Annotated in this window: 9 protein-coding genes; 3 read left to right on the forward strand and 6 right to left on the reverse strand. The window is 42.5% G+C overall.

Features of this window, described 5'->3' with window-relative positions:
• Position 1: 1 nt before the first annotated feature.
• Positions 2-2710, reverse strand: a complete 2709-nt coding sequence (locus tag CXF60_RS04915; protein ID WP_102091027.1) for an alpha/beta fold hydrolase — start codon at positions 2708-2710, stop codon at positions 2-4.
• Positions 2711-2974: 264 nt separating this feature from the next.
• On the opposite strand from CXF60_RS04915, the gene CXF60_RS04920 reads away from it, so the two are divergent.
• Positions 2975-3886, forward strand: coding sequence for a LysO family transporter (locus CXF60_RS04920; RefSeq protein ID WP_102091028.1), 912 nt, complete (start codon positions 2975-2977; stop codon positions 3884-3886).
• Between the two features lies 1 nt (position 3887).
• Here the strand turns inward: CXF60_RS04920 and CXF60_RS04925 are convergent, their stop codons facing one another.
• The 3 genes from CXF60_RS04925 to CXF60_RS04935 form a co-directional block, all read right to left on the reverse strand.
• On the reverse strand, positions 3888-5120 hold the full coding sequence (locus CXF60_RS04925; protein ID WP_102091029.1) for a PIN domain-containing protein: 1233 nt from the start codon (positions 5118-5120) through the stop codon (positions 3888-3890).
• Between the two features lie 36 nt (positions 5121-5156).
• Positions 5157-6440 carry an FAD-dependent monooxygenase gene (locus tag CXF60_RS04930; protein WP_102091030.1) on the reverse strand — a complete coding sequence of 428 codons (1284 nt, stop codon included), beginning with the start codon at positions 6438-6440 and terminating at the stop codon, positions 5157-5159.
• A gap of 166 nt (positions 6441-6606) precedes the next feature.
• Positions 6607-7935 (reverse strand): UbiH/UbiF/VisC/COQ6 family ubiquinone biosynthesis hydroxylase, encoded by a 1329-nt coding sequence (locus CXF60_RS04935; protein WP_102091031.1) that lies wholly within the window; start codon positions 7933-7935, stop codon positions 6607-6609.
• Between the two features lie 609 nt (positions 7936-8544).
• Here CXF60_RS04935 and CXF60_RS04940 point away from each other — a divergent pair.
• A complete protein-coding gene (locus CXF60_RS04940) occupies positions 8545-9648 on the forward strand; it encodes a PhoH family protein (RefSeq protein ID WP_180958089.1) in 1104 nt (367 codons plus the stop codon).
• Between the two features lie 314 nt (positions 9649-9962).
• The gene (gene ybeY / locus CXF60_RS04945; RefSeq protein WP_102091033.1) at positions 9963-10562 is read left to right on the forward strand and encodes an rRNA maturation RNase YbeY; all 600 of its coding nucleotides are present in this window, start codon (positions 9963-9965) and stop codon (positions 10560-10562) included.
• Positions 10563-10611: 49 nt separating this feature from the next.
• Here ybeY and CXF60_RS04950 read toward each other — a convergent pair whose 3' ends face one another.
• Both CXF60_RS04950 and CXF60_RS04955 read right to left on the reverse strand, forming a co-directional pair.
• Positions 10612-11487, reverse strand: a complete 876-nt coding sequence (locus CXF60_RS04950; protein WP_101206253.1) for a mechanosensitive ion channel family protein — start codon at positions 11485-11487, stop codon at positions 10612-10614.
• A gap of 191 nt (positions 11488-11678) precedes the next feature.
• Positions 11679-12566 (reverse strand): TonB family protein, encoded by an 888-nt coding sequence (locus CXF60_RS04955; protein ID WP_102091034.1) that lies wholly within the window; start codon positions 12564-12566, stop codon positions 11679-11681.
• Between the last annotated feature and the right edge of the window lie 223 nt (positions 12567-12789).

Genomic DNA, 12789 nt, shown 5'->3' on the forward strand with positions numbered 1-12789 from the left:
ATCACTCATCATCAGTTTGTGCAGTTTTAATCGCTAATGACACGGTAAAAATACCAAAGCGATCTATACGCATCGTGACTTTCTTAAAGCCTGCACGCTCAACCAGTTGATCCATTTCTGCTTGCGAGCGACAACGCATCACCCAACTACTGCCACGGTGATTATTTAGTGTTTTACTGATAAATTCCTGTTCAGGATGCCACGGTTGGTTGGTATAAATCAGATAACTGCCCGATTTTAAACTATCATGAATACCTGCCAAAGCTGTCGCTGGTAGCGCATTATCAGAGAACAGTTCAAATAACCCAGAAGCAATAGCAAGATCTGATTTTTTAGTATCGGTACTAGTGTCATTCGTATGTGCATCAATATAACTAGTAGGATCAAAGGCGTCCTTTTGACTGGTCACGACTCGACTACTCATGGCAAAACGCTCCGCCTTTGCGTGCAATGCCTGTATATTATGCATCTCATAATCACGTAATTCAGCATGTAATTCTGTAAACTCTTTCAATAAATCAAACGCATAAAAACCATGCCCACTAGCGATATCTAACAGTTTTGGTTGGTATGATTTATTGCTGCTTTGATTTTTATCTTCGATATCTGCAAGTGCTAAGCGTGCCAACTCCAATATATGCTCACGGCGAATACGAATACCTTGCCAGCCAATATTATTTAAATAAAACTTATCGACCGCCTGTCCAAACTTATTCTGACCGCTAGGCTTATTGCAATAGACATGATCTAGCGAATGACCAGAATCAAATCCATGCTCCAGCCCTGTGGCAATCGCATCGCTGACATGACCGAACTTTTGCATCGCAAAACGGGTAATTGCAAAGTTTGGATTGAATGGTTTAATCGCCAAACGATCCACTTTATCCTTACTGGCACTGTTTAAGTGGGCGGTACTTAGATCAGGGGCTTGGACTGGTGTGCTAAATATTTGCTCAGCAAACTCAATACAGTCGGCGAATACGTCGGCTTTATTTGTCTCATGAAAAATTGCATGATAGCTGTCTGGATACAACTGCCAGCGTTTGATCGGTGTGTTAATCGCCTCATAGAATTTCCGCTCAGCCTGCTTATCGACCACATAATCCTTACCTGCACACAAGACAAACGTCGGTACGGTGATAGCACCAGCATCATCTAGTAGACGCTGACCCGTTGCATGGGTATCAATGAGTAAATCAGTCGAGATACTATTTGATATTAACGGATCGGCATTGTAAGCCTGCTGCGCGTCTTTATCATGGGTCAGTACTTGTGCTTTAACATAGCTGCTGACACGTGACATCAGACCTAGCGTACGTGCCACCTTTAGCGATGGTATGGCAAAGGGCAGATACAGACGAATACTCAAAGCAGGCGTACCAAGTATCATCCCGCGAATATTGGGCGCATAATCATGTACCCATGCGGCTGCCAATACCGCGCCGATACTACTAGCGACAATCAATGTATCCTCGATAGCAATGCCTGTTTGCCCAATCACCAGTTGTACAAAACCTTCTAAATCTCGCTCAAGCTCGGTAACGCTCTCTGCATGGTCTTTGATGCCGCCTGAGCGACCATTACCGCGTGCATCCCAAGCAAATACTTGATAGCCAGCGGTTGCAAACTGCTCTCCTAGCTCTGCCAATCGTCCTGAATGCTCATGTCCTCGGTGCAATAAAATAACTTGGCGCAACGGTTGGTTGGCTTGCTTGATAGCTGATTTTTTCATGTCTTCTAAAGGCGTCGTTAGCCAATAGCGATAATAAATAGCCGTGCCGTCGTAAGCGTTATAACAGCTTTCACCATTGATGATTTTAGATGCAGGCAAGTCAAAACCAACACTGGCCTGTTCTTCGAATTTTTGACTATCAACGGTTGTGGTTGGCATTTCTTTGAACTCCAATGGGCGAGCGTTATCAGTAGAAGTACTTGGTAAAACAACAGTAAGAAATAGTGAGTTGTTTGTTGACTCACCCAGTACGGATCGCAGCTGAGGTGGGTTACGCATCAAGTATAACTCTGTCATATAACGTAGTCGATTGAGACAGGTCTTTAATAACATAATCTCTGTTAGTATAAATAATTGACCTATTCTGACGGCAGGCGAAGACGTCTGCGTTTTAGTACTTGCTGGCGCTTTGGCTCTAATGCCCATAAACGCACCAAGCATACCTAATAAGAAGGCACGATCGCTTTTGCCCAAAGGCCCTTGGTTAGCACGAACACCTAACATGGCATTACTAGTAACGCCTAACAGCTCGGTGCCAACACTAAGGGCGATGAGAGCAGTGATATGATGCTGAGAAGTTGATATATTCGTTGGCAAATTAACTATTAACGTTTGCTGTTCTTTATCATTGATATGATGGGTCAGAATATGAGGCGCCAGGCTCGCCAATAGCGCCGTATCGGCAACCATATCACCTACCTCGTTTAACACGGCTCCTAGCCTTGATGCCTGTCCATGCTCACGCGCCATCATGCCATCGATGGCATTGAGTGCCATACGTACAAATAATGATGAAGGCAATAAAAGCCACAGCCTCTGCTGTTCAGCTGCTGGTTTGGCAATGATATAAGCAGTACCGATACTTAATAAAACAGCGGATACCGTCACTTGGTTAGCGGTAATATTTTGCTCAACCAGCGTATTGCTTATCGGACGTAATTGATTTTGAAACTGAGTTTTGAGCTGATATAGCGACATGAGTCTAGCCAAATATTTTCAGTACTTTAATGTAGCAACAAAAGTTTGTAAGGTAAAGAATTACAGAGCGCTCAAAAACGTTCAAACATTTTGAAAAAGATATTATTATCATCATGATAATCGTCCAATGTTTTCTATTTTAGTCAACAACGACCAATGATTTGCAATGAATCTCAGGGGCTCATATCAGTATTGCTGACCTTATATGGTACAATCTTCAGCTTCTTAAAAACGCCTTATTAAAAATGCTGCGAGCCCGTCATCATGCAAAGCCTAGTCACCCTTGTTCTGGTATTAATGCCAATGTTTATTGGCTTTGCCATTCCGTCCAACCCTACTATGACAAAATTGGCCGACAAAGGTCTATCATACCTAGTATTTATCATCCTAGCGTTGATCGGTATTGAGCTGTCTCAGGTAGAAGGGCTGGGCAATCAGCTGGGTGAAATTGCGCTGTATGTCACTGTATTATCAATACTGACAATTGGCACGGGATTGTTTGCGCTTATGCTGTTTGACCATCTGCGTCCGTGGCATGCCAAAAAACCAAGCGTAAAATCTAAAGAGCATCGGGTGAGTATACGAGGTAGCTTGGCGCAAGTGGTTTGTGTGGTGATTGGGATGGTGATTGGCTATTTCTTGCCTGCTGATTATATGCCGCCTGAAAACACTATGACCGTCATGCTAATGATTTTGATATTACTGGTCGGTATAGGCTTAAAAGGCTCGGGCATCACCTTAAAAGAAGTACTGTTAAATAAACGCGGCGTAGAAATGAGTATCATCTTTACGCTAGCGGTATTGGCAGGCGGGCTTATTTTTGCGCTACTATTTACTGATGTGTCTTGGACGAAAGGCTTAGCACTATCGTCAGGGTTTGGTTGGTACTCACTGTCAGCGATTGTCATGACCGATGCTTATGGCGCTGTCTGGGGCAGTGTCGCGTTGTTTAATGACTTGGTACGTGAGTTCTTTGCATTAATCTTTATTCCGGTATTTATGCGCAAATACCCTTCTGCCGCGGTTGGGCTTGGCGGTGCGACCAGTTTAGACTTTACCTTGCCTATCATTCAGCAGTCAGGTGGACTAAAAGTCGTGCCACTAGCGATTAGCTTTGGCTTTTTGATCAATATTGTCTCACCAGTGCTGATGGTTTTCTTTTCAGCGCTTGGCTAAGCTATATTTTGTAGATCAGCTTATTCGTATTTGATATTACGATTATTTTATTACTAACCATCTGTTTAACTAGCTTATCGATGGTTTTAGAGTCTTCATTGCGTAAATGGCTTTTAAGATAGTTTGTTAAACTTGACTTTTTGGATGGTCGAGTACCTGCTGGTCTACTTTTTAGCTGTGCTATTGCACGTTGATATGTTGTAGCAGAGTCTTTGCTATTCTTATTATCATCTTGTGAAACTTTACTCGAATTTCCTTTGACATTATTGAAAGGTGAGTAATAGATAGCTTTGTTATCCTGTTTTATTATTGCTTTTTTTTTGAGGTAATTTATAACTAAATCAATTTGATCCTGACTATTTGCTTGGCGATAACTTGCAAGTTTTTGCTTTATCACATTATTCAATCCATCAATTTCTTTTGCCTTACTTCGTAAAACTTGATCAGTGACTAAATCTAATATTCCTTGACTATCTATTTTATAAATTAATTTTTCTTCATTTTCATCAAGGCTAATAAGTCCTGCTTTGATAAATTTTCCAAAAACCTGTTCAAAAATATAATCTTGCTCAGTACTATTAAATCTCTTTAGTACTGTCACTGGAACGTACTTCTTTATCGAGTACAATAGGTTAGATTTATAGCCCGGTAAAAACACCTTACGATTGACAATGCTATCAAAAACCAACACGTAACACTCATGTATAACCGATTTGGGAACACTCTCTTCAAGGCTTTGCGCTAAAGATTTTTTATTGTCCATGGCAACGCTAGTAACGTCATCACACAAAACATGATGACTGTCTTCGATCACAAGTTGGCTTTTTTTTATATCTGATGCACTTTCTATGTTTGACTCGTAAGCCACAGTTAGCTGATTAGCATTTTCTAACCGCATGATACTCATACCATCATAGGCACTATTGAGATGCTCAACCAAGATATCATAACCACTATCTCTTGCTAAAATACAAACATCAGCACTAGGATCAATTTCAGAGATTTTGCCAAGATAAAAAGACAAGTAAAAATCTAGCGCATTCTTCCCTGCATGTTGCATCTTAATAATGTGCACATTTTCATTATCAAACCTGAGCAAGTTTTCAACCAATTCAAGAGGTAGACTCTTCTGCTGATTAATACCCAAAAAAAGCCATACATGACATTCATCCACCTCTACATTATCGAAGCTTTTGGGCTGAATGTTCTCATAGTCGATTAAAATGTGCTTCATGAAAATATTCTTATTATTTAACTTAAATTGTTATTCCTATACCCCACTCGCCTGCTTAGCAAACAAGCGCATCAATGGTTTTATTTTACTGACTCGGTACATGCCTTCATTACGAATTTGCTGCACAGGACGAATTTGGGCAAGCGACCCTGCAAATAACCAGTTAAGCGCAGAAAAGCTGTGCATCATCAGGCTGTTATGCGGACGGCGCGAACGCTCATAATGACGTAGCGTTTGATTACTTCCCCAAAGCGTACCGTCACTACGTGTAAAGTCATGCGCTAATTGCTCACATAATACTTGCACGTCCAGCATACCGAGGTTCAACCCTTGACCCGCCAGCGGATGTACGCCATGAGCTGCATCGCCAATAAGTACCAAGTTATCAGCGACGTAGCTTTTCGCTTGCTGTGCCGCTAATGGAAAACTAGCGATAGACTCAATCTGATTAATCGCACCCAACTCGTAATTGCTAGCAGCTGCTAACTTATCAGCAATAAAACGATCTTCTTCCTCTATCAATGCCAATGCTTGATTGCGCGGCAATGTCCATACGATCGACTGCCAATGCTGCGGATTTGTCTTATCAGCATCGGTTATATCTGCTAATGGCAATAGTGCCAGTGTACCCGTCGGTAGCATAGCTTGGCGTGCAGTTGCCTGATGCGGTTTCTCAGTCTGAATCGCACAGCAAATTGCGGTTTGATTATAATCTAACGTATCTACGCCAATCCCTGCTTGCTGACGGACAAATGAACCGCGCCCATCAGCGCCAACTAATAGACGCGCATCAATCGCTTCGCCATTGTCCAGAATTACACGGTAGCCTTGCTGCACCCCTAGCCAATCCATATTGACAACTTTATGACCAGCGATAAGAGTGAGATACTCACTGACATCCTCTTCATGCAAGCGTTGCCATAGTGCATACTCGATAACAGCAGGCTCAACCATACTACCTAATAATGTAGGCTCATGATTTTTACTACTATTATCCTCGGCGCTGCTATCTTCACTTTCGCCAAATAACAACTCACCCATACCATTGAGCTGCCATACCTGCATTTGCGAGTAGTCTGCTTTGCGTTTAGAGGCGGCAATATGTTGCCAAGCGCCAATATCTTTAAGCAAATTAATACTAGCCATACTAAGTGCATAGACACGTGCATCACGTTTGCTAAGTATATCTTGCCAAGCTGATTCATCACGCTCAGGACGGGCATCAATCAACGTCACTGGCATTTTATCTTGCGCCAACTTTAGAGCAAGCGTTGCCCCAACGATACCGCTACCGATAATCAGCGTATGGTTGTTTTTCATAAGGTGTCTCTCAATATTGTTCAATATTAGAATGCTTATTATCAATCTTAATTACAGTTAGTTGATTCAGTTTAAAAGAGAGACAAGGCAACCGAGTGCAGATGTATAGGCAATACTTCAAGCGAGGTTAACGCTGTCACTCTTTTAAAGAAGATTAACTATAGCGCTATGATTTTAGACCCATCGCATAAGTGGCGACTAGTGGCTTGATATTTGGCAATTTATCAAAAGCCAACAATGCCATATTTCGCGCCAGCTTAATCGCTGGGTTAGGATGCGTGAAGCCATGTACTACCGCATCACAAAAACGAATCACTCGCTTCTGGTCGGTTTGACGTGCTTTTTCATAACGCTTCAATAACTGTGCATCACCAATATCTGCGCCTTTGAGTACTTGTGCATTTAGCATTTGTGCCAATACATGAGCATCTCGCATACAGAGATTAAAGCCTTGACCAGCGACAGGGTGTAAGGTATGAGCGGCATTGCCCATAATGACGCAGCGCCCTTCTACCTGCTTATCCGCTAGTACGCGGGTCAATGGATAGGCGCCGCGGCGACCAGCGGCGGTAAACTTGCCAGCGCGTTGACCGAAAGCTTGTTGTAATGTCTGCAAGAAATGGGCGTCGTCTTCTAAATATCTGGTTTCTTCACCTGTTGGGCATACCCACACCACAGAGCGTCTGTAGCCTTGTTGATACTCATCATTGCCATCACCCTTTGGATCGGTCAGTGGGAGTACGGCAAGTGGGCCAGCTGGACTGAAACGCTCAATCGCTGCATGCTCGTGTGGCGTATCTGTCTCTACTACGCCGACGATGGCCGTTTGCTGATAGTCATACGTAGTTGTACTAATATCTAGCAGTTGGCGTACTGTAGAATCGCGTCCATCACAAGCGACTAATACGCTAGCTTGTAGCTGCTGCTCGTTTTCGGCTTCATCGTTATAATTAAAGCTAAGTGTCACACTATCGGCCTGCTGTTGGACAGTTGTCACATTGGCATTATCTATCAAGGTAATTAATGGCGCTTGCTGTGCGGCTAATAAAAGCTTACGACCCAACCAAGCGTTTTCGATGACTTGCCCAAACGACTCAACGCGCTCTTCTGCTTTATTCAGCTGCGCGCGTCCAAAACTGCCTTGCTCACTAATTTGTACGGTATCGATACGGCAGGCATGGCTCTGTAATTCATCCCACAGCCCAATCTCTTGATATATCTGTACCGTGCGCCGTGATAACGCCGTATTGCGACTGTCTAAATAATGGCTGCGAGTACTGTCATCCGTTGGACTGATGGTTGGATAGCTGTTTTTTTCTAATAAGGTACTCGCAATACCGTGGTGAGCCAATAGCAATGCAAAGGACAAACCAACATGACCACCACCCGCGATAAGCACTTGCTGGTCAGTTATCGCTTCTTTGTTTTTAGAGATGCTGTCGAACTTTTTAGGTATGCTATCAGCATTGGATAAATGTGAATCAGTATCTTGCATCGTTATTTTCCTAGTATAATTTTTTGGACAAGCAGTTTATTTATGATAGATAGCCGCTCGTCACTGACTTTATTTTATAATTCTTATCATGTCGCTGCTGTTATTAGATGGGTTGCAGCAAACTATGGTATCGCCCATAGATTACCACAAATTGTCTATTCTGCCGTGGTCTTAACCGTAGACAAATCGTTTCTTCACTCTCATCATAAACGAGATTTATATTTATAAAACTCAAAAACCTTAGTCTTATTAAAGCGCTATCATACGATGGGCAGCGATGAATCATATAGAACTGATAGCAATATCAAATCGATCTATAGAAAATCGCTGTAGCAGTTGCAATCTGCATACAAAAACAGCGTTATCTATCTGATGTATGGCTTGAAATTTGAAAATTCTCTACCATAATGAAGGCAAGACTTTTCATTATTTTCATTACTTTTATTTACGACCTTCCACAAAAACAACAATAATATCGCCGTCATTTTTATCATCTACAATTTTTTTACCACCTAAATACTGTAACACCACTAACTATTTTATCTCTGCAACCCGCCACGCAATTAAAACCAAATCATAGCGTCGGGTACACAATAAAAGGATAATCGCTTGACTGATTCCATGAGCCGCCGTATAAAGTTTGAATCACTGACCCCAGCACAGCTAAAAACCGTGCTTGGTGAATACAACAATCACATGAAATATATCCAAGAACGCCTCGATATTAAAATCATGCAGCGCCAAGGCGATTTTTGCCTGAGTGGCGATGTGACCAATGTCGAACGTGGTGAACGTATTATCTACAAAATGGTAGATGAAGCACAGAACACCAAAGACATCAGTGCAGAAGAGCTGCACCTTATCATCCAATCTAGCCTCTCTCGTGATGAAGACATCGAAGAAGACGAACAAGACCATGATGATATGGAATATGATGAAGATTTGGATGAGGCTAGCGAGTTTACGCCTATTAGTTTACGTACACGTAAGGGTCGCATCGTTCCGCGTGGTGGCAATCAACAACGCTATGTAAAAAACGTCCTGAGCTCTGACGTATCGTTTGGTATTGGGCCTGCTGGTACGGGTAAAACGTATCTAGCGGTGGCTTGTGCCGTGGATATGCTTGAGCGTAATGAGATTGAGCGTATTTTGCTAGTGCGTCCAGCAGTAGAAGCTGGCGAAAAGTTGGGCTTCTTGCCAGGTGATTTGACCCAAAAAATCGATCCGTACTTACGCCCATTATATGATGCGCTCTATGAGATGATAGGCTTTGAGAAAGTCGGTAAAATGATTGAGCGTCAGATTATTGAAGTGGCTCCGCTGGCCTATATGCGTGGTCGTACTTTGAATAATTCGTTTGTCATTCTAGATGAAGCGCAGAACACCACGCCTGAACAGATGAAAATGTTTTTGACGCGTTTGGGCTTTGGCTCACGTGCTGTCATCACTGGGGATATTACTCAGGTCGATTTGCCACGTGGTCACAAATCAGGCTTGGCACAAGCAATGGATATTCTAAAAGATATCGAAGAGATTCATATCACAAAGTTTGATTCAAAAGACGTTGTACGACATCAATTGGTACAACAAATCGTTGAAGCCTATGATGTGTTTGATGAAGAGCAAATGGCTTTAGAGGAAAAACGTAAGTTTGAACGTATTAAAGAACAAGAGCGTAGACAAGCCGTTGCTAATGCAGCAGTCAATCTTTAATAATCAAGCTAATCACTGAATTGCAATCATTTGCTATAAACAGTTATATTGCATAAGAAAACCGGATTACTCAAAGTAGTCCGGTTTTTTCTTACTAGCAGTTTATTGAATTTAGCTCTTTCGCTACTAGTCGCCCACCAGTAACTTAGCTATAGTAGCCTTTATACATTTTATACATTGGTCTCTATTTATTAGCCAAAAATTTAGCGATAAGATAAACAGTGATTGAACTACTTTTATAGTAAAAAACTGGCAAATAAATCACCTAGACGATGCAGCATTAGAAACACATTTATAATAAAAAGGACAGCAATATGAGCCAACCTGACAATACTAATTTTGACGACAAGATCGCTAGCAACCATGCCAGCTTAGCAGCCCTTGATATCAGTGCGACCGACAGTATTGATGATGAAATATTAGATACTTTTTATAATCGCGAGCATTTATTATCAGTCATGATGGCGACTTTGGATTATATAGACGGTCGTATTAATAATGGTCTGACCCTACCCTATTTTGCAGATATCGATCCTGAGCTGTGGCAGGAAAAGTCTAAAACATTGGATATATATATCACTGATGACGTCGAAGGTCGTGCTTTAAATCTAGAAGCACGCGGCAAGGACTATGCGACCAATATTTTGTCTTATCCAAGCGAATTGCCTGCTGCCGTCATTGAGCTAATGCCAACGTTGCCTCTTGGAGAGCTGGTTATCTGTCATGAAGTGATGGTACGTGAAGCGGCTGAGCAGGACAAAACCGTGGCGCAGCACATCAGCCATTTGCTAGTGCATGGCGTGCTACACCTACTGGGTTTTGATCATGAGCTCGGACAAGCTGAGCAAGATGAGATGGAGTACTTTGAAATTGAGATATTGGCAGGCCTAAACCTACCAAACCCTTATGTCTAAACTAGCACTGCTTTATTAAACAGCCTTATAACTATTAGGCAGCTACTCATTAATCTTTAGTTAATGGTAGCTTTTGCGCTTGACCCATTTGGTTGATCATATGGTCTAAGCCTTTAACATGGACACTGCGCTGCGGGAATGGAATCTCAATTTTCTCGTCATCTAGAGCTTGCTTGAATTGCTCTAGTAGTTCGCATTGCATCGACCACCAGTCGGCATTAGTTGTCCAAACGTTTAGGGTAAGATCTACTGAGTTGTCGCCTAGATTGGTCACTCGTACGATAGGCTCAGGATCAGTGAAAGCCAATGGATTGTTTCTTGCCAGACTTAACATCACATCTTTCGCCGTTTTGATATCAGCATCGTAGCCAATACCGACGGTGATATCGACGCGGCGATTGGGTAGCGCTGTATAATTGACCACAGGTGAAGTCGTGATATCGCTATTAGGAATGATGATATCGTGATTGTTAATGGTCGTCAGATGGGTATTAACCAAAGTAATCTCAGTCACCGTACCTGTGTAGCTACTAATCTGTACATAATCGCCGCGTACAAACGGGCGAAACGTCACAATCATAATACCAGCGGCAAAATTCGATAGCTGGTCTTTTAATGACAAACCAACGGCAACAGCGGCACCACCTAAGATTGCGACGACAGACGTAGTCTGTACACCGACTTTGCTAAGCGCAGCTAAAATTACTACGACCAGTAGCACGCCATACAATAGACGACTTAAAAAACTAGCAACTGTCTCATCCAGATGGCTACGCGTCATCAGGCGATCGGAAAAAGCGACTGCCTTTTTGGCAAGCCAACGTCCAACGATAAATATAAGTATTGCTAAAGCGACTTTAATGACCAGCTCTAGGGCGTTGCTCGTTAAGGTAGCGACATCTACGGTAAAACCTAAAAATTCCATACTGACTCTTTATTTTATAGCTGTGTGTTATGAACTTGGATATCTGTAATGATAAAAAATGGTGCATTAAGCGTTATTCTTAGTAGTTGTGTTTTCAGTGACATTTTTTTCAGTAGCCTTTTTCTTAGTAGCTTTTTTCTTAGTGCTTGTCTTCTTAGCACCTGTCTTCTTAGTGCTTGAATACGTTAACCTTAGTACGTTACTTCGACTGTATCACTATAGCGGTAAGTACGTATCAAGCGCAGCTCGACGATATCGCTCATGTCTTCGGTGAACTTACCAAAGGGTGCTGCTTGTCGTACCGACTGTTTGGCCGCTTCATCCAATATCGTAGAGTTTGAGCTTTCAAGCAGTCGAATGGCTTTAATATTACCGTCGTTACTGATGATAACCATAAGGCGTACTTCACCCGTAATACCTTGGGCACGCGCTTGCACGGGATAATGCAAGTTGCCCACTCGCTCGACATGCTCGCGGAATGTATTGATATAATCGGCTGCCGCACCCCGTGTGGTCGAATTACTATCCATCGTCACAACTTTGGATTTGGTCGCATAGACCTGCTGACGCTGAGATAGCTGAGCTTCTAAGGTTGCAATCTGCTTACGTAGCCGCTCTTCTTGCGCCATCGCATCATCTTGCGCTTGCTCGCTGTCATTATCTGACTCTACAGTGGCCTGACGCCAACTTAACGTCGTGCGTAGATAACTCTCTTGATAACGCTGCTGACGCACTTTACGCTGTAAGTTAACGATGTCTTGAGTCTCACTCATTTGATCAGCAGACATTGCACTCAGCTGATTGTTTTCTTGTCTGAGCTGCTCTTCTATTGTACCGCCGCCCTCTTGCGAAGCATTGGCAATAAAGTGCGCATCTTCATTGGGCTGCATATTGTCGGTCAGCGCCTTTGCCACATCTTGCATCATAGCAGCTGGGTCTTTTCCCATAGAAAAGCTAATCCCGAAAATAATCAGCACATGAACAGCCACCGCAATAACAATAGCGACAGGCAAACTTATATCGCGCTTGGGAGCTTGCGCGGAAAAATGATAGCTCTGTGAGTCTTTTATATAGGCCACAATAAATCTCAGCTTGTGAGCAAATCAGTACAAAGCACTATTTAACAAGTGTTGTAACGATAGGCATGATTTATACTGGCGCTATCATAACATGACATAGAATTATGTCGCCAGTATAAGCACTGAGACGGCATTTTGACATCTGCTATGCCGTATTGGTAACCTTATCCGCTAATTAAAAAACGTGCATTTGAGAATATATAAGGCAGACGAAACACTGTCT

The organism is Psychrobacter sp. 4Bb (assembly GCF_002836735.1).
In the GTDB taxonomy this organism is placed as follows: Bacteria; Pseudomonadota; Gammaproteobacteria; order Pseudomonadales; family Moraxellaceae; genus Psychrobacter.

What these genes read in the sequence shown, in the direction of transcription:
- CXF60_RS04915 (WP_102091027.1), bottom strand. Translation starts at nt 2,710, where the DNA reads ATGTCGCTATATCAGCTCAAAACTCAGTTTCAAAATCAATTACGTCCG.
- CXF60_RS04920 (WP_102091028.1), top strand. Translation starts at nt 2,975, where the DNA reads ATGCAAAGCCTAGTCACCCTTGTTCTGGTATTAATGCCAATGTTTATT.
- CXF60_RS04925 (WP_102091029.1), bottom strand. Translation starts at nt 5,120, where the DNA reads ATGAAGCACATTTTAATCGACTATGAGAACATTCAGCCCAAAAGCTTC.
- CXF60_RS04930 (WP_102091030.1), bottom strand. Translation starts at nt 6,440, where the DNA reads ATGAAAAACAACCATACGCTGATTATCGGTAGCGGTATCGTTGGGGCA.
- CXF60_RS04935 (WP_102091031.1), bottom strand. Translation starts at nt 7,935, where the DNA reads ATGCAAGATACTGATTCACATTTATCCAATGCTGATAGCATACCTAAA.
- ybeY (WP_102091033.1), top strand. Translation starts at nt 9,963, where the DNA reads ATGAGCCAACCTGACAATACTAATTTTGACGACAAGATCGCTAGCAAC.
- CXF60_RS04950 (WP_101206253.1), bottom strand. Translation starts at nt 11,487, where the DNA reads ATGGAATTTTTAGGTTTTACCGTAGATGTCGCTACCTTAACGAGCAAC.